The organism is Ancylobacter pratisalsi (assembly GCF_010669125.1).
In the GTDB taxonomy this organism is placed as follows: domain Bacteria; phylum Pseudomonadota; class Alphaproteobacteria; order Rhizobiales; family Xanthobacteraceae; genus Ancylobacter; species Ancylobacter pratisalsi.
This window is the reverse complement of sequence record NZ_CP048630.1, coordinates 2,789,477-2,815,938: the sequence shown is the minus strand read 5'-3', so window position 1 is coordinate 2,815,938 and position 26,462 is coordinate 2,789,477. Positions and strand designations below refer to the sequence as shown.

Below are 26,462 nucleotides of genomic sequence, written 5' to 3'. Positions count from 1 at the left end.
AAGATGGCGATGGACGGCCCAGATCGCGCGAGGGAACTTGAGATATTCGCGGTCATTGCCCGCATGGGTAGCTTCTCCGCCGCCGGCCGTTCGCTGGGTCTCACACCGTCGGCGATCAGCCGGACGATCGACCGGATCGAGTCACGTCTGGGCGTGCGGCTGCTGATCCGCACGACCCGCGCGCTAACCCTGACCGCGGAGGGGCAGAGCTATCTCGGCGCGGCGCGGCGCATTCTGAAGGACCTCGATGAGGCGGAACGGGTTATCGCCGATCAGGGCGCACCGCGCGGGCGGCTGAGGGTGAGCGCGTCGTTGTCGCATGGTCGACTTTGCGTTGTGCCTTTGCTGGGCGACTTCGCCCGCCTCTACCCACACATCCTCGTCGATATCAGCCTGACCGACACCGTGGTCGACGTGGCCGCTGGACAGGCGGATGTCGCGATCAGGTTCGGGCCGCTGGCGGACAGTGCACTGACGGCGCGGCGGATTGGCGAGACAGGCCGCTCCATCGTGGCCTCGCCCGATTATCTCGCCCGGCGCGGCACGCCGCGCGTGCCGGAAGACCTGCTCCGCCATAACTGCCTGAATTTCAATTTCCGACGCGCGGAGCCTGTATGGCCGTTTCGCAGGGATGGGCGTGAGTATGCGCTGACTGTGACCGGAACCATTGAGGCCAACAACGGCGAGACACTGGGACAGCTTGCGGTGGATGGCGTCGGCATAACCCGCGTCGGCAATTTCGGTGTGGTCGACGACATCGCCGCCGGCCGACTGGTGCCCCTGCTGGAAGCCTTCAATCCGGGCGATGTCGAGCCGATCCATGCCATCTTCGTCGGCGGCGCCAATATGCCCGCGCGGGTGCGCGTCTTCATCGACTACCTGGCCGACCGCCTGCGCTGAGACCGCCGCAGGCGGGAGCGGATCTCGCCCCACGCGACAGTCATGCCGCGACCCCGAAGACAACTCCGACACCCGCGGTAGCCGCCATTGCCAGAGCACCCCAGAAGGTCACACGGACGGCCCCCTTTAGAACGCCGGCCCCGCCAGCCGATGCGCCGAGCCCGCCGAGTGCCGCCAAGGCAATTAAGGTCGTTCCAGCCACGACCAGACCGATCTGTCCGGAGGGCGCCAGGAGTGCGATGAGCAACGGAATTACGGCGCCGACCGCGAACGTCAGCGCGGAGACCAGAGCGGCCTGAATAGGGTGGGCGGTCACAATCTCGGAAATTCCGAGTTCATCGCGTGCGTGCGCGCCCAGTGCATCCCGCTCGGTGAGTTGCACCGCCACTTGTCGTGCCAGGCCCTCATCAAGACCACGCGCGCAATAGATCTGGGTCAGCTCTTCCAATTCGGCCTCCGGCGTCTCCCGGAGTTCACGAGTCTCGCGCCCGAGATCGGCCTGTTCGGCGTCCGTTTGCGAGCTGACCGAGACATACTCGCCAGCCGCCATCGACATCGCGCCCGCCACCAGCCCGGCAAGGCCCGCAATCAGGACCTCCGTGTGGCCGGATCCGGCGGCCGCCACCCCGACGACCAGGCTGGCCGTCGAGACAAGACCATCATTCGCGCCCAGCACCGCCGCACGCAGCCAGCCGATCCGATGAACCATGTGAACTTCAGCATGCGAAAGTCTGCTCATCGGAAATTCCCTTCCCGGACTATGCGGCGTTGGATTTCAGTTCGGGCGGACGACCCGCCTTCCCATTCGCAAGCGCGGGGGCTATCCGCCCGGCCTGTTTCGGCGTGATCCTGAGCGCGCGCAGCGCGTTCAGGATCACCGCCACATCGATCATTTCCTGCAGCAAAGCACCCTGCACCGGCGTCAGATATCCGAACGCAGCGGCAATCATGCCCAGTATCGAGAGCCCGATCCCAGCCAGTACGCTTTCCAGGGCGATCCGGCGCGAGAGTTGGGCGACTTCAATTCCCGACAACAGGCGGTCCAGCTGATCGACCAGCAGAACGACGTCCGCGGCCTCGGCAGAGGCGGCGGCCCCCCGCGCGCCCATGGCGACACCGATGTCGGCGGCGGCGAGGGCCGGCGCATCGTTGACGCCATCGCCGACCATCATCACCAGTCCGTTCTTGCGCTCGGTCAGCACCACAAGCACCTTCTGGTCCGGTGTCAGGTCAGCCCGAACAGCGTCAAGGTCCAGCCCTTCGGTCACGGCTTCGGCCACAGCCCGGCGGTCGCCCGTCGCCAGAAGGATGCGGCCGATCCCCAACCGGCGCAGCCCTGCAAGCAGATCAGAGGTACCGGCCCTCAGCGCGTCGGCCATCACAAGATGGCCGACGAGTTGCCCATCGACCGCAATTGCCACGACGACCGAACCGGCTTGGCGGATCGTGCCCTCAAGGTTCACTGCCTCGCTCTGCGAGGCGACGAATGCGACGCCCCCTACGACGACTTTTCGGCCATCAATCACCCCTGCAACACCGTCTCCGGGCGTCTCGACCACGTTTTCCGGTAGTGGAAGAGAGGCGCCTCTGGCATGTGCGGCGGCAACGATCGCCTGCGCGATCGGATGTTTCGACGCCTGATCCAGCGCTGCGGCGAAGTACAGGACGTCGTCCTCGGACAGCTCGGCCAGCGCCGTGATTGAAACAACCTGTGGCCGCCCGTCAGTCAACGTGCCTGTCTTGTCGAGGATCAGTGTCTGGATCCGCGCCAGCGCCTCCAGCGGCTTTGCGCCCTTGATCAGAACCCCGAAATGCGCCGCACGCGACAAGCCGGCGACGAGCGCGACAGGAACGGCGAGAATAAGAGGGCACGGCGTGGCGACCACCAGAACCGCCACCGCGCGGATAGGGTCGCCCGTGAACCACCAGGCCGCCGACGCGAGCGCCAGAGTGACGACCAGAAACAGCAGCGAGTAACGGTCTGCGAGCCGGGCCATCGGCGCCTTGGAACGCTGTGCCGCCTCAACCAGCCGGACAATGCCGGCATAGGTGCTGTCGGCGGCGCGGCGGCTCACCCGCAGGTCGAAGACTTCGCCCGCATTTGTCGAGCCGCTCATCACGTCTTTGCCCCGGCCCAGGCGCACAGGCATCGACTCGCCCGTCAGTGCCGACTGGTCCAGCATCGCGCCATCACCTTCGACGGTGCCGTCAACAGGCGCGATGTCGCCCTGCCGGATCAGCAGCAGGTCGCCGGGTTCGATCTCGTCCAATGGCACATCGTCGAGCGTGCCACGTCGCTTTCGGGTCGCCGTTCGGGGGACACGGGAGAGGAGATCGCTCATCTCGCGACGCGCGCGGCCCTCTGCGAAGCTCTCCAGGAACGTACCCCCGGAATACATCAGAGCAACGACGGCTGCCGCGAGACTTTCGCCAAACAGCAAGGCTGCCGACATCGACAGCGCGGCCACAATATCCAGCCCAACGTCGCCCTTCGCGAGGCTGCGAACAATCTCGACAACGAGCGCCGCCAACACCGGGCAGACGCCGGCTATCCATGCCAGGGTGGCAAGATGGGCGTGCCCACCCAGCCAAAGTCCGAGACCGGAGACGAGACCAAGCACGGCGATCGCCAGAAGGGCGACGTTGAGGCGATCGAAAAGCAATCGGGACATCTGGCGTGTATTCCGCGGTCAAACCACACGTTCGGCAGCCGAACGATTCTCGAACAGCCGTCCAACCCGCTCTTCGCGAAGATGGCCGCCATCCCTGTCACTGAAAGGGCCTCAATATTCTACCTGCGCGCCAACTCTACGCCTGCTAGGCTGCCCTGCACCATTAGTGCTGTTGCCCATACGTCCGCGATCATGGAGCTCGCGGCGACAACCGTCACGGAGGCGCGGCCGATGACCAGCGCAGCTTCCAGAACCGCCATAAGGCGCAGTCGCAACCTGTTACAATCGAAGCTCATCCGTCCTCTTCTCGGCTCTCGCTGCCACCGTGCTCTTCTGGCTGTGATCAGCGGGACCTGAGCCAAGGTCAGCACGGTCGAGCGGTGGCATCGCCTATCCACCCGCCGCTCTTGCCTGGAACGAGAGAGGCAGGCGCGAAGCGAACGATCGGGAATGTTGGCATAGTGCCGGATGAATCCCCGACCTAGGTGGCAGGTGCGCCGAGCTGACGAAGCGGACGGCCATCGAGAACGTTCTCCTCGATGGTCTCAAGGCGGATGCGACGCGTTTCAGGCGCGAACGCGACCGACACCGCGAGGGACAGCAGGCACACCGCGAAGAATATGCCAATCGTGGCGGACAGCCCTATACCTTGCACCACGGACAGGAAGGTTCCAGCCACAATGCCGTTGAACAGCCAACTCGTGGCCGAGGCGATGGCGATGCCCCGATCCCGGATCGCGGAGGGGAACAGTTCCGCCATTAGAACATAGGGCAGCGGCCCGAGGCTCAGCGCAAAGGCGACGATATAGCCGCACAGTCCGGCAAGGGCCACCCATGGCCAGTCCGCCAACGAGGCCACAATAACCAGTCCAAGGCATGCCGACATCGCCGCTGAGCCGAAGATAAGGAGGGGGCGGCGACCGATCCGGTCCACAACCAGCATGGCGACAACGGTCGCCAGTACATTCACCAGCCCAAGGCCGAACGTCGCCGCGAGAGCGGCAATACCGGCTGGGAAGCCCAGCTCCGTGAAGATGTGCGGTGCATAATAGAGAATGCCGTCGATGCCGGAGAAATTCTGGAGGACGAAGAGCAGACTGCAGAACGCCAGCACAGCCGCCGTGCCGCCCCGCTGGAGCACCACGCGATAGGAAACCGCGACGGCCGGTGCCCGCGGAGTACTGTCGAGTTCCTCATGGATATTGAGACGGCGCGCCGCGGCCTGCGCAAGCGCAGCATGGCCTTTGGCGTTCAGCCAGCGCGGACTTTCCGGCAATACCAGCGCGGAGGTGGCGCACAAGGCGGCGATGAGGCCGCCGCCACTGAGCATGTCGACCCAGGAGAGGCGGCCGGTAAAGGTCAGAGGGACAGCATAGCCGAACAGGATGCCGATGGTGATCGCCAGCTGAAACAGCGACACGATCGCGCCGCGATGACGTGTGGGTGTGATCTCTGCCGCATACATCGGCACGACCATGGAAGACAGGCCGACACCAAGGCCGACCAAGATGCGCGCGGTGACCAGCATGCCCGGCCCCGGAAACATCATCTGACCCAATGGAATGAGTGCATAGCCAGCTAAGGCCAAGCCGGCCGCTATGAAACAGGTCGGCTTGCGTCCGATCCGCTCGGATATGGGTGCGGCAACGGCCGCGCCGATGAAGCAGCCCACCAGCAGCGTGGTGACCACCATCTCGATGGCGCGCGTCGAGAGAGAAAACGTGTCGGCAATCGCCTGCACGACGCCAGCTATTGAGGCGGTGCTGAAGCCAAACAGAATGCCGAAAAGCATAACCAGACTCGAAATCAAGAGAAGCGATCGCATGTCCACTCCGAGTTCGAGATGCGGTGGTCGCCGATTTTTTGATCAGCTTGGTTGTAAATTATCGGCGCAGGAAGCATTGTCGCCTAGCGGTAATTTGATGATACCGCCGATCTCTTGGCTCACCTCTACGGAAACGAAGAGAGACGACGTGTCAGATTCAGCAGCCTTGCATGAACATGCCAACCGCCTTGCAGTCGAGGGGGGGCAGCCGGTCCGGACGACAAGTCTGCCATGGGAATTGCCAGGCGCGCACTGGATCGGCGATGAGGAGCTGGAGCTGGTTTCCCGCGTCATCCGTGCCAGAAGCCCGTTCCGCTTCTATGGTCCAGATCTCCAGCACATGGTGGATAATCTGGAACAGGAGTGGTGCACAGCTTTTGGTCACAAGCATGCGCTCGGTGTGTCCTCCGGCACGGCTGCGCTTTCCATCGCGATGGCGGCCCTGGAGATTGGTCCTGGCGACGAGGTTCTAGTTCCCGGTTATCTCTGGGTAAGCTGCGTGAGCGCGGTGGTCCGTGCGGGGGCCATTCCCCGTCTCGTAGACATCGACGACTGCTTCACGCTTGATCCCGCAGACGTCGAGCGCAAGATCGGACCGCATACGCGTGCGGTGCTGATGGTGCACATGAGCGGCGCTCCAGGCCGAGTGGCCGAGGTGGCGCGCATCTGCCGCGAGCGCGGCGTCAGCCTTATTGAAGACTGCGCCCAGACGGCCGGCGCCAGCCAGGATGGCAAGGCCGTCGGCACCTTCGGCGACATCGGAATCTTCTCGTTCCAACTCAATAAGAACATGACGTCCGGCGACGGCGGCATGGTGGTGACCGAGCGCGACGACCTCTATCGTCGCATCGTCGCGCTGCACGATCTGGGTTATCCGCGCACCGCGCAGGGTCGTCTCGATACGTCCGACGTGGAATGCCAGCTTTGGGGTGTTGGCGCTCGCATGTCAGAGCTTACCGGCGCCATGTGCCTGGCACAGATGCGCAAGCTGCCCCTGATCACGCATGCCATGCGAAGCGCAAAGTGGCAGATCCGCGCCGCGGTGGAGGATCTTCCCGGTCTCACCTTGCGCACCATTCCGGACCCGAAGGGCGACACCGGCCCCTTCCTCCTCATGGTTTTGAAGGATGCCGATACGGCGAACCGCTTTGTGGCCGCCTTGCGCGCTGAAGGAATCGCCGGGCCGCCCGGCTCCCTTGCCTGCCTCACCATGCGGGAATGGGGCATGCACTGGTACTCCAATATCCCCAGCCTGGTGAACAAGCGGTCCAACAGCCGCGACGGCGCCCCCTGGAGCCTCCCGTCCAATGCGTTCGCCACGGACTACGACTATGGCATCGGCGCCTTGCCCCGGTGCGATGATCTGCAGGATCGCGGGGCGCTTCTGACCATCGCCTCGACACTGACGCCCGATGACGTGAGCGACATCATCACCGCAATCCGCAAGGTTGCACGCGTCATCCTCGCTTGAGGCGTTCAGAGTAGCTAGGCGCAAGATACCGCGCTGCTTCTAAAGGGAAAATCATACGTGATTTACTTTATAGCTGCCGTTGCCGGTATCGCTGGCGTTCTGTTCGGTTTCGACGAGGGCGTCATCGCCGGTGCACTCGCGCCGCTCAGGCACGAACTCGGCATTGATGCGCTCGCTGAGGGCCTGATGACCGCTGCTGTCCCGCTCGGGGCATTTGTCGGCGCGATCATCGGCGGGCATCTGGCCGCACGGGCCGGCCGGCGCAGGCTGCTGATGGGATCGGCAGTCCTCTTCACGATAGGCGCTTTGCTCAGCGCGGGTGCCATCGGCTTCTGGACCCTGACAGCCGCGCGACTGATCATCGGGCTCGGCATCGGCGTCGCCGCCATGATGGCGCCGCTGTACATCTCCGAAAGCGCGCCCACCTCACGCCGCGGCATGCTGGTTTCCATATATCAGCTCGCCGTGACCCTCGGAATTCTCGGCGCATACCTGGTTGGATATGCATTCGCCGATCAGTGGCGCTGGATGTTCGCGGTCGGCGCTGTTCCCGCATTGATGCTGTTCGCCGGAATTTTCTATCTGAGCGACACACCGCGCTGGCTGCTCATGCACGGGCGTGAGAACGAGGCCCGCGCAGCCCTGAGGCGGATTCGAGGCAAGGCGGCAACGGGGGCCGAGGTTACTGCCGAATTCAATGAAATCCAAGCTGGAGCGATGGCGGACACCGGTCGCAAGGCCCGCTTCGCAGACCTCCTGGCCCCGCGCGTGCGCCCGGCGCTGATCGTCGCCATGGGGCTGTTCATGCTCCAGCAGCTCTCCGGCATCAATGCAGTGATCTATTACGCGCCCAGCGTTTTTGAATTGTCCGGTTTCAGCTCATCCACGACGCAGATCATGGCCACCGCGGGTATCGGCGTGGTCAACGTGCTCATGACGCTGGTGGGCATGGCGCTCATTGATCGGATCGGACGCCGTTTCTTGCTGCTGCTTGGTTTCGCGGGCACGGCGGTGGCACTCGGCGTCATCGCTATTGGTGCGGCGACCGGAAGCGCCATCATGGGCAAGCTGGCACTCGGTGGGCTCATGCTCTACGTCGCTGCCTTTGCGATCGCGATCGGCCCCCTACCCTGGGTCATGATGGCGGAGGTCTTTCCCCTCCAAGTGCGGGCGCTTGGCATGAGCATCGCCTCGCTGGTGAATTGGGGCTTCAATTTCCTCGTGGTCTTCAGCTTTCCGGTGATGCTCAGCCACCTGGGGCTGGAAGGCGTTTTTGGTCTCTATGCGCTGGTGTGCATCGCCGGCCTGGCCTTCACCCAATGGTTCGTTCCGGAGACCAATGGTGTCAGTCTCGAGGAGATCGAGCGGCATTTGAACAGTGGACGGCGACTGCGCGATCTTGGCCGCCTCGCTCCCGACTCCGCATGAGGCTATTCACATGACGAGCGACCCCCTCACGGTTCTTCCGGCAGCCGATTTCAAGTTTCTCATTGCTGCTATCCTGCCCTTGGACCCGTACCACGAAGGCCTTGAGCCACTGATCGATGAGCTGGCCCGGATCGCCGTGCTGAACGATCAGCTCAATGCCGCTTTCAGGCGCGTTGCCGAGCGTTCCGATTTCGTCGCAGGGGGCGAGATCACCAGCGCCCATCTCGCGGAGGACGCGACCGCGATTCATGCCTTTTTCGAGTATGTCTACTACGCTTCGCCCGCTTTCCTGAGCAGCGTCGGGGAATGGCCCTTGGGAGGCGCTCGTGGCTGAGGCAGCGCAATGCGACGTGGTCGTCGTCGGCACGGGCGCGGGGGGCGGCATTCTCGCCTACGAGCTGGCCAAGGCGGGGCTGAATGTCGTCTCTCTGGAACAGGGCGGGCGGATAGCGGACGATCACTTCAGTGCTGTGGACCCGCCGGGCACGGCCCTCGATTTAGGCATCCGCGCGAATACTGTCTGGCCTGCCGAGCCGCACGACAGCCTGTTCGTGCATCCCCTGTTCGAAAAGGGACAGGACGGATCCACAGGTTGGCCGGAAGGCGGCTTCCGCCACTATCAGATCGTTGCGGTCAACGGTCTGCAGAACCTCTGGAATGGCGTCAGCGTGCGCTTCTCTGAGAGGGACTTTCAGGACTGGCCCTTTGATTACGCCACCCTCGCCGCTCACTATGAAGCGGTGGAGCGACGCATCATCGTCTGCGGCACACAGGAGAATATTCCGGATCTGCCGGACGGCATCTATGTGCCTCCCAAACCCATGCGGCCAGCTGATCGAATGATCATTCAGGCGGTGGAGGGACTGGGCGAACCCTTCTCGCGCGCCATCGCGAATCGCAAGGCTATCGACACGCGGGCGGACAGTCCTCAGGCCTGCGTGTCCACCGGCATCTGCACCTCCGGATGCCCGACGGGAGCCGTTTACAAATTCACGGCGCGCCTTCTGCCTGAAATCCAGTTCTTGCCGAACTACGAGCTGCGCACCGGCGCCAAGGTGGTCCGGGTGCTGCGGCAACCGGGAACGCGCCGGGTTACAGGCGTGGAGTATCGCGACATGGCAACGGGCGAGTCCCGCTTCCTCGGCGCAAAGGCGGTGGTGCTCGCGGCAGGGGCGATCGAATCCCCCCGGATACTGTTCAACTCAGCTGACGAGATCGCGCCCAACGGCATGGGCAACAGCACGGGCCAGCTGGGTCTGCGGCTTCAGGACAATCCGAAGTCGGTACTCTCGACTTCTCTCTGGCGACTCTGGGGACGGAAGCGCGATTATGACATCGGATATGGTGACTTGCTGATCCTGATGTCCCGCGGCGAGTTGCCGGGCGGCAAGGAGTTCCCCTTCATCGGTCATGCCATCCACGGCATCCCCGACATTCCCCATTATCTGGCCGGCATGCGTCGCATGCCGCGCTTCATAAAGGAACGCTTCGCGCGCCTGATGTTCCATTCCTATGTCACCCTGGGCATGTTCTGTGCGGGAGATCCAAACCCGCTGAACCGGGTACGACCGGTTGCCCGCACGGATCGTTTCGGGGTGCCCCATGTGGAAGTGGATTTCGCCTCTTCGCGCAATGCCGATGACATGATGGATGCGATGGAGGCCTGGGGGCGACGTGTGCTGCGGCATGCGGGCGCAACATCAATCTACGCCTCCCGCGACAATAGCGGCACAGGCATTCACTATGCCGGGACCACGGCCACTTCAGCGGACCCTGAGAGGGGTGTGGTGGACGCTGATTTGTGCTGCCACGGCCTCGACAACCTCTATGTTTGCGACGGTGGCGTCATTCCAGTGCTGCCGGACAAACATCTGACGCTGACGATCATGGCGCTGGCCGATCGCCTCGCAGGCCACCTGACGGAAAAGGTACGCACCGAGACGCGCGTCGGCTCTGACGCCGCTCATGCGCTCTGACCCGCCTATCAAGGCAGTTCAGATGCGCCATACCTCTCTGCCGAAGCAAAGCTGAACGTGTTCAACGAAACGGCGGCGGCGGCGTATCTGGGGCGAGCCGCGTCGCAATCGCCTTCGTCAGTTCGTCTGCCCAGTTCGGCAGCGTGGCGGTCCAGTCCGGATAGCTGTCGGGCAGCGATGTCACCGCTACAGCCACTGTGATGCGCCTGCCGTCGCGAGAGCGATCAGCCGGCAGGGTAGCGACGGACGAGGCATAGCCGCCAAACAGCGGAGTCTGAAGCACCCATTCATTCTCAAGAAAAAACCCCAGGCCGTAAGTGAAGGCACTCGTCATCTGATGGCATGTCCGGCATCCCGGCAGCGGCGAACCGAATCCGACCAATGACGGCTTGATCATTGCCGCCCGGCTCGCGGCACCGAGAAAGGTGTCGTCACCGACAATGAGATCGAAGCTTCGGGCCATGTCGGAAATGGTGGTCACCTGCACGGCACCTTGGGTAATGGTCCAGGACGGGTTCCAATAGGTGGCGTCTTCATAGACGCCGCGCTCCGCCGTGAAAGCGTGGATCACCGGCTCAGGAACCTGCGCGGTCTCAATCGAATGAGTACCGGCGAGCGCAAGCGGCCCGAGAATGTACTCCTGCATCAAAGCGTGCATCGGTTTGCCGGTGGCCCTCTCCAACACACGGCCGAGGATGACGTATCCGCTATGGGAATAGTCCCAATTGGTGCCGGGCGCGAATAGGCGGGGCATTGCGGTGCTTATGGCGATACGATCGTCTACCGACCATGTCCGGAAGGGATTGGTCTCGAATGCCTTCACGAAGCCCGCATTGGGCACGTAGTCGGGATAGCCTGACGTCATGTTCAAGAGCATGCGCGGGGTCGCGGACGTGGCGGCCGGAAGGCCCGGCAGCCAGCGTGCGATAGGTTCATCGAGGTCGATCGCACCGGAATCTGCGAGTTTCATCGAAATCGCAGCCACGTAGGTCATAGCGACCGCGCCGTTACGGAAGTGGCCATCAATGGTGGCGGGAACACCTGTCATGGCCTCGCCCGCCGCGAAGGTCATGACCTCCTCGCCATTCACCCGCACCTGCATGAGCAGCGACGCCAGGTGACGCTTCTTCATGTGCTCGCGCGCGAGGGTCTCGATCGCACCCGTATCGACCTGCGGCACGGTTGCGGGGGATTGTGCTTGAACACGTCCACACTGCACCAAAAGGGCAGATGCGACGATGACGCCTTTGATGAATGAGCCGCGCATCACACCTCAAGTCCTTGTGGCGTCGGGCGAAGCTACGCCGACGGCATGGCGTGGACGCAACGTCCCTTTGATCCTGAGGAGCTTCTCACGCCGCCTCTTCGTTGTTTCATAGCATGCCGAAGCAGATTGAAGAGGAGGAGTGGGCGAAGGCGCGAGAGCTGATCCGCGTGTGCCGTTCGCAACGAGGCGGCAAAGCCCGCCACGACCACGAATTGCTCGAAGCGATGCCTCGTTTCACCGGGCATCGCTTCACCTGACGCGTGCCGCCTTGGCACATCAACTCCTTGAACAGCGTATGGAAACGGTTGCAGCGGGGCGCGACCTGCTCGCCAGAGCCCGATCTTCACGGCAGTTGGTGCCTCCGACAGAACCGGCACGGTTCCGTCCAAGCCCAATCAGACGCTCGGCGGGTTCAACAGCACCCAAAGTCGAGCGATCCTACCGTCGACGAGTTGGGCGACATCCGACCCCGTGACGGCGACGGGTCCACCTTCGGGGCCCGCCTCCCACCGAAGCACGCCGAGTCCGTGATGACCTACGGCAGGCCCAGCCGGGGTGAAACGGAAGCTGGGGCCAAACTGCTCCAGAAGCTGGCCAGCGATGGCAGAGATCGCCGCGCGGCCCGTCACCACGTTGTCCGGCTCGTGCATCACCGGATCGGTGACGAAGAGTTCGTCGATCGCCCTGGCGCGCCTGTCCGCATCGCGCTCGTTGAACACGCGCTCGAGATTGCCGCGCAGCAGGTGGTCATAGTCGGGTTCGTGGGTGGACATGGGAGCACTCCTTACGTGAGAGAGGCGGTCAGCCAATCTTGACGAGGTTAAGGGCGGGCAGCGGTCCACCGGGAAACTGTACCAGACGGCTGCCAAGTGCGAGCGGGCCGAGATCGATGCCGAAGAACCCGAGGCGCTCGATCAAAGCGCCGACTTCAGCCTTCGCACGGGCGTCCTCCCCGGAATAGAACAGCACCCGGCGGCCGCCATCACTTGCCGGGTCCCCGGCCACCAGATCCGGCTGGAGGTGGTTGAATGCCTTCACCACGCGGGCACCCGGCACCATCTCCGTGAACACCTCGGACGACGAGCGACTGCCGAGATCGACCGGCCTGAACAGCGGTGCCTCGATGGCGTTGTTGGCGTCGACCACAATTCGGCCGCCGAAGTCTGGCAGTCCGGCCAGCGCGGCCGGGAGCTTCGACCAGTTGACCGCGACCAGGAGGATGTCACGCGCGGCGGCTTCCTCACGGGTGCCGGCGGTGATGCTCGCCCCGATTTCGGCGACAATGTTGGTGAGGCTTTCGGGGCCGCGGCTATTGGCCAACGTCGCCGTGATGTCGTGCCGCGCGAGGGCGGTGGCGATGGCGCGGCCGATCTGACCGGCACCGATAATGCCGATGGAAGTCATGGCTGTTCTCCCGGAATGAGGGGCCCGATCAGGCGGACTGCCCGCCATCGACATTGAGCGTGGCGCCGGTGATGTAACCGGCGTCCGGTCCGGCGAGGAACGCGACCGCCGCCGCGATGTCCTCCGGCTGGCCATAGCGTCCGAGTGCCGCCAGCTTGTTCAGCGTCTCCGCGTAGGGGCCATCCTGAGGGTTCATCTCGGTATCGATGGCGCCGGGCTGGATGATGTTGACGGTAATGCTTCGGGGGCCGAGATCGCGGGCCCAGCCGCGCGTGTAGGCGGCCACCGCTGCTTTCGTCGCGATATAGTCGGCGGCGCCGGCAAAGGGGATATGGTCGGCGCCCGCCGTGCCGATAGAGATGATGCGCCCGCCGTCGCCCATCAGCGGTGCCGCGGCGCGCACAGTGGCGGCCACGCCCTTCACGTTGATGTCCAGCTGACGGTCGAAGGCGGTGCGATCCGCCTCGGGATCGTCGATCCTTCCTGTGACGAAGACCCCAGCCGAGTTCACCAGAATATCGAGCCGGCCCATTACGGCGTGCGTTTCACGGACGAGCGCCGCGACCTCGATTGGCGACGCCTGATCGGCCTTGATGGCGAGAGCTTTGCCGCCGAGTGCCTCGACTTCGCCGACAACCTGCTGCGCGCGGTCCGTTGAGGCGCTGTAGCTGAACACGACGGTGGCGCCGTCCTCGGCAAGGCGGCGGACGATCGCCGCGCCGATGCCGCGTGAGCCGCCCGTGACGAGGGCCACCTTGCCGCTGAGGGGATGGGAATTGCGGGACATGATCTTCACTCCGTTCGCAGTCGTTGCAGTGAAGATGGTGGAATAATTACCGTCGCATTAGCCGGAAATGGTTTGACAGATTAACAAGCAATCCTTGAAAATTGACACATGGAGACCCTCACCAATCTCGAAGCTTTCATGCGAAGCGCCGAGCACGGCAGCTTCTCGGAGGCTGCCCGTCGACTGTCACTGACGCCCGCCGCCGTCAGCCGCAACGTCGCCATGCTGGAGCGCAATCTCGGCGTTCGGCTCTTCACCCGCTCCACCCGCCGGCTGACGCTGACCGAGGCCGGCGAGACGTTCCGGCAGTCCATCGGCGACAAATTGGAGGCGCTGCAGGCGGCGATTGCGGGCATTTCTGCTGATGGCGGCGAGCCGGCCGGAACACTGAAGGTCAGCTTGCCGCCGACCTTCGGCATCAACTACCTGATGCCGCTATTGCCGGGGTTCATGGCGCGCTACCCGCGCATCAAGCCGGAATGGCACTTCGAGAACCGACCGGTCGACCTCATCGCCGAAGGTTATGACGCGGCTATTGGCGGCGGATTCGAGCTTTCGCCCGGCATCGTCGCCCGTACCCTGGCTCCCGCGCATCTCGTCGCGGTGGCCTCACCCGGCTATATGAGCAGCCGCGTGCCGCCATCCGATCCCACGGGGCTCGGCGATCTCGACGGCATCGTTATGCGCCACCTGAGCACCGGGCGGATCCGTCATCGGACCATGCGCGATGTTGCGGGCCGCGAGCTTCTTGCACCTCTGCGCGAGAGCATTGTCGTGAACGATCCGGCTGCTATGCGCGAGGCGGCGCTGCTGGGTCTCGGCGTCGCCCTGCTGGCCGTGTCGGATGCGCTGTCGGCTTTGGACAATGGCACGCTGATCCGCCTAGTCCCGCGCTGGTATTGCGACACGGGAGCTATCTCGATCTACTACCCCTCGCGCACCCTCCTCCCAGCCAAGACACGGGTATTCGTCGACTGGGTCAGTGACGCGTTCAAGGCCGGGAAGCTGGCCCAGCGCTTGGCGGGCAGCCTCACGTAAAGCCGCCGCATCGGACCTCTTCATGGGCAGATCGCTAGCGACGTTAGTCTTCGTTTGAAGGGCTGGTGCCAGGCCCAAATTTCGAGCTGAGCCGACAGCCTCACGCCACCGTCGACTTCAATTCCAAGGTGTTCGCCGTCATCGCTTTTGAGACCGTTCAGGGGGCGGAGAGTGGGATTTCTGGATCAGCATAGCGCTCATGGAACACTGACGAGACGAAATCCGGCCGTAGAAAGCACCTTCAGACCTCCCCGATCGAGTGGTCCCGCTGGACCTGAAGCTCGGCATGGCGGCAGCGACTGAGAGCCTTTGACCCGGACACCGTCGTGATGGTGGCCACCCTTTTTGTCCCCGCCGAACAACGATTCTAAGTCGGCACACAGCGGATGCCCGGCTCCGTGGATTTCAACTCATTGATTTATCTAGAGATATTCGTGTCGAATGCGGTGTTGATAGGCATCCAACAGAAGCACAGTCATTTTCGGTATTATTGAGCGTCTGGGCCGTTTCCGGTCGGGATCACGTCTTCGCGCCCATTCACATCCGGCACTACTGCGGCACCAGCAATTAACCAAAGTGACCAACGCGACAGTCGCTCAGGCTCAAAATACTTGAAATATGGTCATATAATGTTTCAATTATTGAAACATAGAATAGACTTACGAAGGGTAATTTTCCGGGACGTACACAGGTGCTTTTGCTGCCGTTCACAATCGATCAGTCGCGAATGGCTCTCCCCTTTGATCGGGTGGTGCGCGTCGAGCCCATGGTTGCGCCCCTCCCGCTGCCCCGACCGATACCCAACGTGGTTGGCGGCATGGTCTATCACGGCAATTTTGTGCCCTTGTATGGGCTGCGCAGCAAACTCGGCTGCAATCAGAAGCACACGAGCGCCGACGATTGCATCGTGATGACCCAGGCAGGCGGCGCGATGATCGGCGTCATCGCAGATGAGGTGTCCGCCGTGATCGAGGTCTCCACCGACAGCATCTCGGACTATACGCTGGAGCGTGGAGAGATTGTTGCCGGCGCCACGATTGTCGGTGACAACCTTGTCCTGATCACCAACCTCGACCGTTTCCTCTCCGATGACGAGAAGCTGGAACTCGACGCCATCCGGCGGGAGTTTGCGGGATGAGGCTGGCCCATACCCTCACGCCCCAATTGCTCGGCTCCATCCGCGCTCTCTTCGTGGAGCGGTTCGGCCTTTTGGCCGCCACGCTTCAAGATGAGGAACTGCTCCATCGGCTGATTACCGGCCTCGGCCCGGAACGCATTTCCGGCGCGGAGCTCGAAGCGCTGCTTGCGCAGGCGGCGGGCCAGCCTTTCGCCGGCCGGGAAATCCAGCTCCTCATCGAGGCCATCACGATCCGCGAGACCTCGCTTCTGCGCCAGCTTAATTGGTTCGAGAAGCTTGCCCGGCATGCCGTGGCCCCGCTTGTCGCCGCGCGGCGTGCGGCCGGCCGGCGCGACATCACCATCTGGAGCGCGGGCTGCGCGAGTGGGGAAGAAGCCTACAGCGTGGCTCTGATCCTGGCGGAATATCTGCCGGACGTGTCGGAGTGGACAATCCGCATCATCGGCACAGACCTGTGCGCAGCGGCGATCGAAGCGGCGCGGCGCGGCGTTTACCAGTCCCGCGCGCTACGGGAGGTCTCGGATGTGCGCCGCGCGCTCCATTTCCGCCAGCATCGGCACGGGTTCGAGGTCGGAGCGCACTTGCGCGCCATGGTGAGCTTCGAGCTCTGTAACCTGCTTGATCCCGAGAGCATGCCCTCGGCGGCATTTGATCTCATCCTGTGCCGGAATGTACTGATGCATCTCGAGCCCGTGGCTCGCAAGCGCGTAGCGCGCAATCTGCTGGGCCGGCTCGCGCCGCATGGGGTGTTGGTAACCGCTCCTTCTGAAGCAACCCCCGAGCTGTTTCACCCGCTGGTGCGCGCCGATCATGGCGAACTGCTGCTGTTCCAGCGCACGCCCCTTGCCACCACCACCCCCCACATGCCGGTCCCGCTCTGCCCACCGGATGAACCTGCGGGCGCACCCGACATCCCCTTTATGGCAGCGTCTCCCGCGCCGACGCCGCGGGACGGCATCATCGCGCAGCTGGATGACATGATCAGTGCCGGGCGGCTGGGCGACGCACGGCGACACTGCGCACAGGCCATGGCACGCGCGCCACTCGATACCGGCCTCATCAACCTCATGGCCACATTGCAGGAGATGGACGGCGATCACGAAGGCGCCTTGCTGACACTGAGACGAGCCCTCCGCCTTAATGGTTCCGATGGAACAGCGCAGCTTCGCCTCGCCGCATTGCTGCGCCGCCATCGTGGAAAGAAAGCCCTTGGAGCGGACGGCTGCAAAAGGGATGGACAAAAGGAGGCACACCGCCGTGTCTGACATTGTCCACGACCTTGCGTTGAGCCCCACCGTAAATACCGAAAAAGAGGCGCCAACCGTCGACTGGAGCCGCGCCCGGCATATGCTCACGCGGCTGTCGGCCGCCGTCGAAGGCCGCGGGCGCGACGAGAATGCCATTCTGCGCCAGCGCGCGGCACGCCTCGCGACCCCGCCACCCGTCGCCGAGGATGGCAGAGCGCGTCCCTACATTGCCTTCCGCCGAGGCGAGGACCGTATGGCTGTCGCCTTGACCGCGCTGCAAGAGGTCGTGAGGCCGCGCTCGGTGCTCAACCTCCCCGGCGTCTCTCCGCACATATGCGGCGTCGCGTTCAATCGCGGGGAAGTGGTGGCGGTCGCCGAAATTGGATGGTTTCTCGCCCCCGATAGCCTGCCCACCGCTGCACCCGCACTGCTTTTGATCGTGGAGGCCAGTGGCATGCGCTTTGCGCTCGCGGCCGATGTGCTCGAGGGCATCCATTCGCTCGACCCCTTATCGGGGAGCGCGGCGATGCAAGCATCCGGCCGTATGCCCCCCTTCGTCGCCGGCCTTACCGGCGATCTGCTCACCATGATCGACCTGGAACTCCTTGTGGCGGATGCACGCTTCCGCATTCAGGGAGAAGTGGGCGGATAAGCCCTACGGAGACAATGATGCCCAGGTTCAGTATTCGCGCCCTGCTGATTATCGCCGCTGCGGTCATTGCCGCTGTGCCCACTCTCGTGGTCGTTTTCGGAGCGGGACTTTATATCCGCGACTACCTGCACAACGACGTCCTGCTGCGCGGCCAGCTGAGTGCGGAACGGCTCGCGCTGCTCTACGAGGGTTATGTCGACAAGCACACGCAGGCGCTTGGCACGCTGGCCGACAATCTGGCCGCGACTGGCATTGGAGACCTTGCCAACGATCAGAGCATGCTCACCCGGGTAAAGGCACATTACAGCGGATTTGCCAGTAGCGTGATCCTTGTCGACCTCTCCGGCCGCGTGATCGCAGCGGCGGCATCTGAAGCCGAGAACATCGACGGACTGAACCTCGGCGACCGCGAATGGTTCAAGACGACTGTGAGCAGCGGCAAGCTGTTCGTCGACAAGGTGGCCATCCGCTCCCGAGTTACCGGACGCCTGGTCGTACCGCTCGCAGCACCAATTATCAACGCCGAAGGGAATGTCATTGGGGTTGTATCCGGGGGGCTGGACCTCGCCGAAATTGGCCGCCTAGCCGACCGGCCCATCGGCACCAATGGCGCCGGCCATGCCGGGGTGGCGACCGGTGAGGGGTTGTTGCTGGCCTTTCCGCGCCATGAGCTGGTTGATGCCGGGCGAATTGTCACTGATCAGGGCTTCTGGCCACTCACCCGGCAGACTCAGGCCGGGACCATCCCGGAGTTTGTCGGTTTGGAAGGCCAGACCTTGATTGGTGGCTTCGCCACAGTGCCAAGCACCGGATGGAAGGTCTGGACCGTTGAGCCGACCTCATCGACGGACGATGTTCTTTACCGTGCCTATCAGCGAGCCAGCCTGATCGGCGCACTGGGAGCCGGCGGCGGCCTTGTCCTCGCTTTCTTCGGCGCAGGATTCCTGGCGCGTCCTATCGAGCGGCTGCGCGCCACCGCGCGCGCGATCACCGGTGGCGACCTCAACCAGATTGCCAATCAGGACGGTCCTCGCGAAGTCAGTGAACTCGGCCACGCCATCAATGCGATGTCACAGTCGCTGCGCGAGCGCATTTCCAACGAGCAGGAGACCCAGAGGGAGCTCCGACAGGCTGTCAGCGACTATTCCGAGGTTGCGCGACGCATCATCGGCGGCGACTTTTCCGCCCGCGCGCCTGTGAGTGATCACCCCGAGCTCTCCCTTCTTGCCGACTGCCTCAATGATCTGACTCAATCCATGGCCCGCCTGGTGACGGAGGTGCGCGAGGCGACGACCAACGTGTCGAACGCCAGTGCAGATATTCTCATCGCCACCAGCCAGCAGGTTTCCGCCACGGCGGAAGAGGCCGTTGCCGTAAGGCAGACCGCGTCGAGCGTCATTGAGGTCAAGCAGACCAGCACCCTCGCCATGCAGAAGGCCAGCGCCGTTGCGCAGGCTGCTCAGCGTGCCAGCGAAGTCGCAGAAAGCGGGCGCTCTACTGTCGAGGCGGCCATCGCTGGCAGTCAGGAAGCACGCCAGCGCATGGAAATGGTGGCCCAGCGCATTCTCGGCTTCATCGAACAGGCCGAAGCCATCGCTGAAATCAACACCACCGTCGGCGATCTTGCCGAACAGTCAAACCTGCTCGCCGTCAATGCCAGTATTGAGGCCGCCAAGGCCGGGGAGTTCGGCCGCGGCTTCGCCGTGGTTGCCACCGAGATCAAGGCCCTGTCTGACCAGTCCAAGCAAGCCACCGTCCAGGTGCGTCGCATCCTCGCCGATATCCAGAAGGCCTCGCAGGCGGCGATGCTTGCCGCCGAGCAGGGCGTGAAGGCCGCGGAAGTGGGATCGGTGCGCGCCAGCGAGTCCGGCAACACCATCCGTGTCCTCACCGATAGCATTGGCGAAGCGGCGCGGGCGGGCCAGCAGATCGCGGCGGCCAGCCAGGAGCAGAATGCGGGCATGGACCAGATCGCGGCCGCCATGCGCAACATCGAGCAGTCGACCAGCCAGACGGTTGCCGCCACGCGGCAGGTCGAGCGCTCGGCCCGCGACCTGAACGACCTCGCAGGTCGGCTTGCCGGCCTGGTGTCGTTCGTCTCGTCAGACACGCCACCACAATGACCGACCGCCAGTCCGCCCTACGAGAACGGTTGCTCGCCGCATTCCAGACGGAAGCGAACGATCACCTGCGCGGTCTGGACAGCCTGTTGCGCGCCTGGCCGGCCGCCCCCGCTGAACCGGGGCGGGACATGGTCGAGCAACTCTTCAAGATCGTGCACACCCTGAAAGGCGCCGCCCGTTCCGTGGCGCGGCAGGACATCGAGGGCCAGTGCCAGAAACTCGAGACGTCGCTCTCGAACGTCCTGCGTCAGGGTGTTCCCGCCGACGGCGTCCAGTTGCGCCAGGCCATACAGCGGCTGCGGCGCTCGGTTCATGGCGGTCAGCCCCAGGAGCCGGGTGCCGGGAAGATCGAAACCCGCCCCGAAAACCCACCACCATCCATTCATGCCGCTGAAGCAGAAAGTTCTGGCAGCCCGACGCCCCAGAGCGAGCCACTACCGGTCCCCCAGGCCGCACCGCAGCCAGCACCCGCGAGGGAAGCTGCGGTGGTAGAGGCGGCACCTGCGACGGCGACCACCCGCGCCAATGTCGCGGCTCTGGACGCACTTCTGCACGGCATCGAGGAATTGCTGCCCTATAGCCAGGCGCTCGATCAACAGTCCGCCGGGCTGAAGGCAACACTTGACCAAATTGCCCTGCAGCGCCAGCAATTGAAGACATCTGACAGCGCCGACCTCTCGCTTGAGCGGATTGACCATGATCTGCGGCTGATCGAGGCTCAACTGCGCCACCTCCATCGAAACGTGGCCGCGGACCTGTATCGCTTTGATGGATCGCTGAACGCGTTGGGCGAGCAGGCGCGGGCGCTGCGCCTGTCATCCGCCTGGAATGTGGTTGAAGGCCTGAGCGTTATGCTTGAGGACATTGCAGCCGAGCAGGGCAAGAGGGTGAACATCGACATCACCGGCTTCGATGTGATGTTGGACCGACGCATTCTTGAAGCCATCAAGGACCCTCTCCTGCATGTGTGCCGCAACGCGATCGATCACGGCGTGGAGCCGGCGTCCGAACGTGTTGCCGCCGGCAAGCCAGAAGTGGCCAAGATCGCCATTCGGCTCTCCCGCCACGACGAGCGCCGCTTCGCCATCGAGATCAGCGATGACGGGCGCGGCATAAACCTAGGGCGGCTACGGGAATCGGCGGCGCGGCTGCATATCGAGTCGCCGGACGACCTCGCCGCGATGCCGGAGGACCGGGTGACTGCCCTCGCTTTCCGGGCCGGGCTGAGCACCGCGACGGTGGTTACGACCCTTTCAGGCCATGGCCTTGGCCTCGCCATCGTCCGCGATCACGTCGAGGCCCTGGGCGGCCATGTCGAGCTCGTCTCGGAGCCGGGCCACGGTGTCACGGTCCGCATTCTGGTGCCAACCAGCGTCGACACGTTTCGTGGCCTTGTGGTGGAAGCGGGGGGCCGCCGTTTCCTGCTGCCGATGGATCATCTCCTCGCCGTGGTGCGCAACCGAGGACAGCTGGCCAGTTCCGCGAGCCTTGGCCAGACGCTGGCATGGCGCGGCGAGCACCTGCCAGCCGCCCAGCTCTGCGACGTGCTTGCCCTGCCCGAGGAGACCGGGTCAACACCCACCGAACGGTCCAGCGCTGTAATCCTGCAGGCGGGCGAGCAGCGCGGTGCGCTGCTGGTCGACGCGCTGGGCGACGAGCAGTCGCTGCTGCTCCAACCCCTGCCCTCGCCGCTGGTTCGTGTCCCGCATGTCCTCGCTGTCGCGGTCACAGCCCATGGCGACCTCCTGCCGGTGCTACGCGTCGCGGATCTCCTGCGCGCGCTGGCGCTGGCGCCCACCAGGCGCCCCGAGCGTTCGCTCGCCAAACGGCGGGAGGCGCGCAAGCTGCTGGTGGTCGACGATTCCATCACCACACGCATGATGGAACAGAGTCTGTTCGAGGCCGCCGGCTACGAGGTTTATCTCGCCGCCGACGGCATCGAGGCGCTGGCCATGCTGCGGCAGATGGAGATCGACATCATCATCTCCGATGTCGACATGCCAAATCTCAACGGGTTTGAACTCACCCGCCAGATCCGACAGGAAGCTCCACTCGCCCAAAAGCCGGTCATACTCGTCACTGCGCTCGAAAGCCGCGAAGACAAGGAGGAAGGGCTCCGCGCGGGAGCGAACGCCTACGTCGCCAAATCCGCCTTCGATCAGACCCATCTGCTCGAAATCGTCCAGAGGCTGACACTGCATTGATACCCAAACGCCCCATACGCATCTTGCTGGTCGAGGACTCCCTCACGGCGCGCACGTTCCTGACGGAACTGATTGCCGCTGAACCGGACATGGAACTTGTCGGCATCGCCGAACAGGGCGAGGCGGGTGTTGCCGCCGCCGAGGAGAAGCGACCCGATGTCATCCTCATGGACGCCAATATGCCGGTCATGGACGGGTTCCGCGCCACCCGCCTGATCATGGAGCGCTGCCCGACGCGGATCATCATCTTTACCGCCAGCTACGAGCCATCGGACCTGCGCACCTCCATGCTGAGCCTGGAAGCTGGGGCCCTCGCCATCGTCAGCAAGCCCTGGGGACCGGATCATTCGGATTACCGGAACTCGACGCTCCGCGTCCTCGAAACCATCCGCACGATGAGCGAAGTGCAGGTTGTGCGGCGCTGGCCGCCTGCGGAGCGTCCCGCCGCTGCGCCCGTCATCGCTCCGCTACGGCGGAACTACCGAATGGTTGTGATGGGGGCCTCAACGGGTGGCCCGCGCGTGCTGGCGGAGATCCTGCGCAACCTGTCTCCGCGTCTACCAACGCCGGTCTGCGTGGTGCAGCATATTTCGCCCGGCTTCGTTCAGGCCCTCGTGGACTGGCTCAACGCCGAATGTCCACACACCGTCGCACTGGCTCGATCAGGCCAGCGCGCGCGCCCTGGACACGTCTACTTCGCGCCCGACGACATGCAACTGGGCTTCGCTGCCAGCGGTGACCTCTCGCTCACGTCGGATCCGCCGGAGAATGGATTTCGTCCATCCATTAGCCGGCTCTTCAGCTCGGCCGCCGCGGTCTGGGGGGATACCGCGATTGGCGTGCTGCTGTCGGGCATGGGGCAGGACGGCGCGGAAGGCTGCCGGCGGCTCAGCAAGGCGGGTGCACCGATCCTGGTCCAGGACCCCGCGAGCTGTGTCGTCGCAAGTATGCCACTGGCCGCCATCGCGTCATCGTCGACCAGCCGCGTCCTGCAACCAGCGCTTATCGCGGCCGAATTGAATGGCCTTATCGGCGTGGAGGGAAGCCATGCAATCTGACGGTGTGTCATCGACAGGCATGTCGAAAGGCAAATCCGAACTGATCCTGATGGCCGAGGACAGCCCAACCCAGGCCGCGCATCTGCAGTGGCTGCTCGAGGATGCCGGCTATCGCGTCAACGCTGCAACCAATGGGAGAGAAGCTCTCGAACTGGCACGGCAGGAGCCGCCGAACCTTGTGATCAGCGATGTCGTGATGCCCGGCATGGGCGGCTATGAGCTGTGCAAGGCAATCAAGGAAGACCCCGCCTTGAAGGCCATACCGGTTGTGCTGGTGACATCGATGTCTCACCCGCGTGACGTCGTAGCCGGCCTCAATTGCGGTGCGGACAACTTCATTACCAAACCCTATGACGGCGACCACCTCATTACCCGGCTGCGCTATCTCACAGCGAACAGCAAGTTGCAGGCGACCGAGAAGATGCATCTCGGCGTTCACATCGAACTGCAGGGCGAGAGCCATTTCATCACCGCCGAACGCAAGCAGGTGCTGGACCTGTTGATTTCGACCTACGACGCCGCCGTACGGCTAAACGACGACCTGCGCGACCGCCAGCAGGAGCTGGAAGTCTCCATCAAAAGCCTCGATGGCCTCACCCACATCATCGAAGCCCTCAACCGCAGCACATCGATGGACGCGGTCCTGCATGAGGCGCTGGGCCGCACCATGGAGATGCTCGATGCGGCTGCCGGCTGGCTGACGCTGGAGGACGAAACTGGCGAACCCGCCATGCTGGCCATATGGGAGGGCGTCTATCCCACCGATATTCCGCTGGTGTCGCATCCCGTCGGTGATGGGGAGCCGATAACCGGCGTGCATTGGCGCCGGGCAGCCACGACTGATGGCCAGTTATCCCAGAGGCATCTGCATATCCCCATCCAGGTTGAGTCCCAATTGCTTGGAAGTCTCAATCTTCGGCTGAACGATCCCCTGGAGATCGACGATCGTTCGCGGAGCATGCTCACCGCCGTGGGGCTGCAGGTTGGTGTCGCCATCGAGCGTGCACGCCTGCTGGAAAATCTCGAGGATACCGTCCAACGGCGCACCACCGAGCTCCGGCGCGAGATAGCCGCCCGCCGCAATGCCCAAGAGGCGGAGCAGGCGCGCAGCGCCCAGCTCGCCGAGTTGGTCCGGCTGGGGGATCTGGCCCTCACCCAGAACACACTCGACCGCCTGTTTCGCGAGGCGCTCGAGTGTGCCTGCCGCACCCTTGGCACGCAGCGCGGCAGCGTGTGGCTCCACGAGCCCGAAAACGACGATCTCAAAATGATCGCCTGGCATGGATGGGATGATGGCAGCGCGCCCCACCAAATCCCCCGCGCGTGCAAATCGACGCTCGGCCAGACCCTCGCGGGCACGCATGTCGCCGTTGAGGACTGGCTGAAGGAACCCTCGCCGGAGCGACCGAACTTCCTCGCTATCCACGATATCCGCTCCACAATCGCGGTCCCCATCCGTGGCCACGGCCATGTCATGGGTATGTTTGCCTTGGACAGTGAGGTGCCCGGCGCTTTCAAGGAAAACGACATCGCCTTCCTGGCCTCCATCGGCAATGTCGTCGGCGCCGCGGTCATCCGTGCAGAAAGCCTTGCCGCGCTCCAGCACAGCGAAGACGAATTCCGGGCCACCTTCGAGCAGGCGCCGATCGGCATTGGACACATCAACGCCGACGGAAGCTGGCTGCGCGCCAATGCGTACATTTCTACGGTATTTGGATATGGAAGAGACGAACTTGATGCGAAGTCCTACTTCGCCATCTTCCACCCTGAGCACCGCGCGACCATTGAGGAAGCCACGCACCGCCTTTTCAATGGCGCGAGCGAGCAGAGTATCGACGAGGTCCGCATTCTGAACCGCGATGGCCGCGACCTCTGGACACGCGTTACGATGTCCGTGAAGTGCGATGAGAATAACAATGCGGAGTACGTGATCGCGGTTCTGGAGGACGTGACGGAGAAACGCGACGCGCAGGCGAAGATCAGCCATTTGCAGCGCATGGACGCCATCGGTCGCCTGACCGGCGGCATCGCCCACGACTTCAACAATCTTCTGACGCTGATCATTGGCAATCTGGAACCGCTGCAGCAACGACTCTCGGCCGGCTCACTCGAAGCGACCTTCGCCGCCGGCGCTCTCAAGGGGGCGGGTCGCGCGGCGGAGTTGACCCAGCGCTTGCTCGCCTTGTCCCGGCGTCAGACCCTGAAGTCGGAAACGGTCGACATCAATGCGCTCATTGAGGGCGTACTCGACATGATGAAGCGCTCTTTCGCCAGCAATATCGAGGTGCTGTCCCGTCCCTCGGAGCAGATCTGCCGCTGCAAGATCGACACCACGGAACTCGAAACCGTGCTGATGAATCTTGCGGTCAACTCCATGGACGCCATGCCTGATGGAGGGCGCTTCGTCGTCAGCACTGACATCCAGAATTTTTCCGAGCAGGACGCCGCCGAATTAGGCGACATACACCCGGGCCGTTACGCCGAAATCACTATCTCTGATACCGGGTGTGGCATTCCCGACCATATCAAGGAGCAGGTTCTCGAGCCCTATTTTACCACGAAGGACCGCGGCAAGGGCACGGGCCTCGGGCTCAGCCTGGTCGATGCCTTCGTCAAACGTTCGGGCGGGCGCCTTGCGCTGTATAGCGAGGTGGGACGCGGCACCACGATCCGTATCTGCCTACCCCTTGAGGACAGCCCGGATGCCAGCGCTGCACAAGCGGTCACGGCGCGAGGGCAGCCCAATGAATGCGTGCTGATCGTCGATGACGATGACAGCTTGCGTAAAATGATCGTCGCGCAGATACGTGGACTTGGCTACGCAACCCGTGAAGCATCAAACGTTCAGCAGGCGCTTTCAATGTTGCGCGCCGGCCTCGACATCGACGTTATGGTCACTGATATAGTCATGCCGGGTCCCATGGACGGTATTATGCTCGCACAGCAAGTGCTGGACACTTATCCAGAGGTCATGGTTGTTATATCGTCGGGTTTCGACGCCTATGTGATGCCAGACTGGATAGAGAGCAGTTCACGTTGCGCCGTAGTGCGCAAACCGTCGGCGGTCGCCAATATGGCCTCTACGATACGCCACCTGATAGACCGGGACACGAGTCATGCGTGATTGTCGGTTTCTTGTTCTGGACGATGAACCGGACATCGGCGCGCTTCTTGTCGCCTCCATCCGAGCGCTCAATTTTGAAGCACGGTCGGTCTCAACCTTCGAGGCATTCGACCGGGCGCTCATAGACTGGCGCCCGACGCACATCACG

General features: G+C 63.5%; 22 protein-coding genes. 14 read left to right on the top strand and 8 right to left on the bottom strand.

The features are described from left to right. Nucleotides 1-3: 3 nt before the first annotated feature. Nucleotides 4-900, top strand: coding sequence for a LysR substrate-binding domain-containing protein (locus G3A50_RS13170; protein ID WP_163075701.1), 897 nt, complete (start codon nucleotides 4-6; stop codon nucleotides 898-900). A 40-nt stretch (nucleotides 901-940) separates the two neighbouring features. On the opposite strand, the gene G3A50_RS13165 is transcribed toward G3A50_RS13170, so the two are convergent. The 4 genes from G3A50_RS13165 to G3A50_RS13150 all read right to left on the bottom strand — a co-directional run bounded on the left by G3A50_RS13165 (nucleotide 941) and on the right by G3A50_RS13150 (nucleotide 5,397). Next, complete coding sequence (locus tag G3A50_RS13165; protein WP_163075700.1) at nucleotides 941-1,639, bottom strand: VIT1/CCC1 transporter family protein; 699 nt, start codon at nucleotides 1,637-1,639, stop codon at nucleotides 941-943. 19 nt (nucleotides 1,640-1,658) lie between these two features. Continuing rightward, nucleotides 1,659-3,572, bottom strand: a complete 1,914-nt coding sequence (locus G3A50_RS13160; protein ID WP_163075699.1) for a heavy metal translocating P-type ATPase — start codon at nucleotides 3,570-3,572, stop codon at nucleotides 1,659-1,661. Between the two features lie 119 nt (nucleotides 3,573-3,691). Then, the gene (locus G3A50_RS23035; RefSeq protein WP_343037842.1) at nucleotides 3,692-3,832 is read right to left on the bottom strand and encodes an FAD:protein FMN transferase; all 141 of its coding nucleotides are present in this window, start codon (nucleotides 3,830-3,832) and stop codon (nucleotides 3,692-3,694) included. Between the two features lie 221 nt (nucleotides 3,833-4,053). After that, nucleotides 4,054-5,397 (bottom strand): sugar porter family MFS transporter, encoded by a 1,344-nt coding sequence (locus G3A50_RS13150; protein WP_163075697.1) that lies wholly within the window; start codon nucleotides 5,395-5,397, stop codon nucleotides 4,054-4,056. 97 nt (nucleotides 5,398-5,494) lie between these two features. Here G3A50_RS13150 and G3A50_RS13145 point away from each other — a divergent pair, with 97 nt between their 5' ends. From G3A50_RS13145 to G3A50_RS13130, 4 genes are read left to right on the top strand one after another with little or no spacing between them, the layout of a single operon-like run. Next, nucleotides 5,495-6,868, top strand: coding sequence for a DegT/DnrJ/EryC1/StrS family aminotransferase (locus G3A50_RS13145; RefSeq protein WP_170308639.1), 1,374 nt, complete (start codon nucleotides 5,495-5,497; stop codon nucleotides 6,866-6,868). A gap of 33 nt (nucleotides 6,869-6,901) precedes the next feature. Continuing rightward, on the top strand, nucleotides 6,902-8,296 hold the full coding sequence (locus tag G3A50_RS13140) for a sugar porter family MFS transporter (RefSeq protein ID WP_163077620.1): 1,395 nt from the start codon (nucleotides 6,902-6,904) through the stop codon (nucleotides 8,294-8,296). A gap of 10 nt (nucleotides 8,297-8,306) precedes the next feature. Continuing rightward, entirely contained in the window at nucleotides 8,307-8,630 is a 324-nt protein-coding gene (locus G3A50_RS13135; RefSeq protein WP_163075696.1) for a hypothetical protein, read from the top strand. Then, the gene (locus tag G3A50_RS13130) at nucleotides 8,623-10,272 is read left to right on the top strand and encodes a GMC oxidoreductase (RefSeq protein WP_163075695.1); all 1,650 of its coding nucleotides are present in this window, start codon (nucleotides 8,623-8,625) and stop codon (nucleotides 10,270-10,272) included. Before G3A50_RS13135 ends, G3A50_RS13130 begins: the two co-directional genes overlap by 8 nt. A gap of 61 nt (nucleotides 10,273-10,333) precedes the next feature. On the opposite strand, the gene G3A50_RS13125 is transcribed toward G3A50_RS13130, so the two are convergent. Further along, the gene (locus G3A50_RS13125) at nucleotides 10,334-11,539 is read right to left on the bottom strand and encodes a serine hydrolase domain-containing protein (RefSeq protein WP_163075694.1); all 1,206 of its coding nucleotides are present in this window, start codon (nucleotides 11,537-11,539) and stop codon (nucleotides 10,334-10,336) included. A 113-nt stretch (nucleotides 11,540-11,652) separates the two neighbouring features. Here G3A50_RS13125 and G3A50_RS13120 point away from each other — a divergent pair, with 113 nt between their 5' ends. After that, nucleotides 11,653-11,796 (top strand): hypothetical protein, encoded by a 144-nt coding sequence (locus tag G3A50_RS13120; protein WP_163075693.1) that lies wholly within the window; start codon nucleotides 11,653-11,655, stop codon nucleotides 11,794-11,796. Between the two features lie 138 nt (nucleotides 11,797-11,934). On the opposite strand, the gene G3A50_RS13115 is transcribed toward G3A50_RS13120, so the two are convergent. Genes G3A50_RS13115 through G3A50_RS13105 form a run of 3 tightly spaced genes read right to left on the bottom strand, consistent with a single transcriptional unit; the run spans nucleotide 11,935 to nucleotide 13,730 of the window. Beyond that, nucleotides 11,935-12,312, bottom strand: a complete 378-nt coding sequence (locus G3A50_RS13115) for a nuclear transport factor 2 family protein (RefSeq protein WP_163075692.1) — start codon at nucleotides 12,310-12,312, stop codon at nucleotides 11,935-11,937. Nucleotides 12,313-12,340: 28 nt separating this feature from the next. Further along, nucleotides 12,341-12,943, bottom strand: a complete 603-nt coding sequence (locus G3A50_RS13110; RefSeq protein WP_163075691.1) for an NADPH-dependent F420 reductase — start codon at nucleotides 12,941-12,943, stop codon at nucleotides 12,341-12,343. Between the two features lie 28 nt (nucleotides 12,944-12,971). Further along, the gene (locus tag G3A50_RS13105) at nucleotides 12,972-13,730 is read right to left on the bottom strand and encodes an SDR family oxidoreductase (protein ID WP_163075690.1); all 759 of its coding nucleotides are present in this window, start codon (nucleotides 13,728-13,730) and stop codon (nucleotides 12,972-12,974) included. A gap of 108 nt (nucleotides 13,731-13,838) precedes the next feature. Between G3A50_RS13105 and G3A50_RS13100 the strand changes: the two genes are divergently transcribed. The 8 genes from G3A50_RS13100 to G3A50_RS13065 all read left to right on the top strand — a co-directional run bounded on the left by G3A50_RS13100 (nucleotide 13,839) and on the right by G3A50_RS13065 (nucleotide 26,314). Beyond that, nucleotides 13,839-14,768 (top strand): LysR family transcriptional regulator, encoded by a 930-nt coding sequence (locus G3A50_RS13100; RefSeq protein ID WP_163075689.1) that lies wholly within the window; start codon nucleotides 13,839-13,841, stop codon nucleotides 14,766-14,768. A 691-nt stretch (nucleotides 14,769-15,459) separates the two neighbouring features. Continuing rightward, entirely contained in the window at nucleotides 15,460-15,906 is a 447-nt protein-coding gene (locus G3A50_RS13095; protein WP_163075688.1) for a chemotaxis protein CheW, read from the top strand. Between the two features lie 26 nt (nucleotides 15,907-15,932). After that, nucleotides 15,933-17,171, top strand: a complete 1,239-nt coding sequence (locus G3A50_RS13090) for a CheR family methyltransferase (protein ID WP_163075687.1) — start codon at nucleotides 15,933-15,935, stop codon at nucleotides 17,169-17,171. Next, nucleotides 17,164-17,805 (top strand): chemotaxis protein CheW, encoded by a 642-nt coding sequence (locus G3A50_RS13085; RefSeq protein ID WP_163075686.1) that lies wholly within the window; start codon nucleotides 17,164-17,166, stop codon nucleotides 17,803-17,805. The genes G3A50_RS13090 and G3A50_RS13085 overlap by 8 nt, the downstream gene beginning before the upstream one ends. 17 nt (nucleotides 17,806-17,822) lie before the next feature. After that, nucleotides 17,823-19,928: a methyl-accepting chemotaxis protein gene (locus tag G3A50_RS13080; protein WP_163075685.1), complete on the top strand. Its 2,106-nt coding sequence runs from the start codon at nucleotides 17,823-17,825 to the stop codon at nucleotides 19,926-19,928. 29 nt (nucleotides 19,929-19,957) lie between these two features. Continuing rightward, a complete protein-coding gene (locus G3A50_RS13075; RefSeq protein WP_163075684.1) occupies nucleotides 19,958-22,132 on the top strand; it encodes a hybrid sensor histidine kinase/response regulator in 2,175 nt (724 codons plus the stop codon). Nucleotides 22,133-22,155: 23 nt separating this feature from the next. Further along, entirely contained in the window at nucleotides 22,156-23,190 is a 1,035-nt protein-coding gene (locus tag G3A50_RS13070) for a chemotaxis protein CheB (RefSeq protein ID WP_163075683.1), read from the top strand. After that, entirely contained in the window at nucleotides 23,180-26,314 is a 3,135-nt protein-coding gene (locus G3A50_RS13065) for a response regulator (RefSeq protein ID WP_163075682.1), read from the top strand. The genes G3A50_RS13070 and G3A50_RS13065 overlap by 11 nt, the downstream gene beginning before the upstream one ends. Nucleotides 26,315-26,462: the final 148 nt, after the last annotated feature.

Coding starts and splice junctions, on each gene's coding strand:
- G3A50_RS13125 (WP_163075694.1), bottom strand. CDS start 11,539: ATGCGCGGCTCATTCATCAAAGGCGTCATCGTCGCATCTGCCCTTTTG.
- G3A50_RS13135 (WP_163075696.1), top strand. CDS start 8,307: ATGACGAGCGACCCCCTCACGGTTCTTCCGGCAGCCGATTTCAAGTTT.
- G3A50_RS23035 (WP_343037842.1), bottom strand. CDS start 3,832: ATGGCGGTTCTGGAAGCTGCGCTGGTCATCGGCCGCGCCTCCGTGACG.
- G3A50_RS13165 (WP_163075700.1), bottom strand. CDS start 1,639: ATGAGCAGACTTTCGCATGCTGAAGTTCACATGGTTCATCGGATCGGC.
- G3A50_RS13115 (WP_163075692.1), bottom strand. CDS start 12,312: ATGTCCACCCACGAACCCGACTATGACCACCTGCTGCGCGGCAATCTC.
- G3A50_RS13170 (WP_163075701.1), top strand. CDS start 4: ATGGCGATGGACGGCCCAGATCGCGCGAGGGAACTTGAGATATTCGCG.
- G3A50_RS13080 (WP_163075685.1), top strand. CDS start 17,823: ATGCCCAGGTTCAGTATTCGCGCCCTGCTGATTATCGCCGCTGCGGTC.
- G3A50_RS13150 (WP_163075697.1), bottom strand. CDS start 5,397: ATGCGATCGCTTCTCTTGATTTCGAGTCTGGTTATGCTTTTCGGCATT.
- G3A50_RS13145 (WP_170308639.1), top strand. CDS start 5,495: ATGATACCGCCGATCTCTTGGCTCACCTCTACGGAAACGAAGAGAGAC.
- G3A50_RS13160 (WP_163075699.1), bottom strand. CDS start 3,572: ATGTCCCGATTGCTTTTCGATCGCCTCAACGTCGCCCTTCTGGCGATC.
- G3A50_RS13120 (WP_163075693.1), top strand. CDS start 11,653: ATGCCGAAGCAGATTGAAGAGGAGGAGTGGGCGAAGGCGCGAGAGCTG.
- G3A50_RS13105 (WP_163075690.1), bottom strand. CDS start 13,730: ATGTCCCGCAATTCCCATCCCCTCAGCGGCAAGGTGGCCCTCGTCACG.
- G3A50_RS13065 (WP_163075682.1), top strand. CDS start 23,180: ATGCAATCTGACGGTGTGTCATCGACAGGCATGTCGAAAGGCAAATCC.
- G3A50_RS13100 (WP_163075689.1), top strand. CDS start 13,839: ATGGAGACCCTCACCAATCTCGAAGCTTTCATGCGAAGCGCCGAGCAC.
- G3A50_RS13110 (WP_163075691.1), bottom strand. CDS start 12,943: ATGACTTCCATCGGCATTATCGGTGCCGGTCAGATCGGCCGCGCCATC.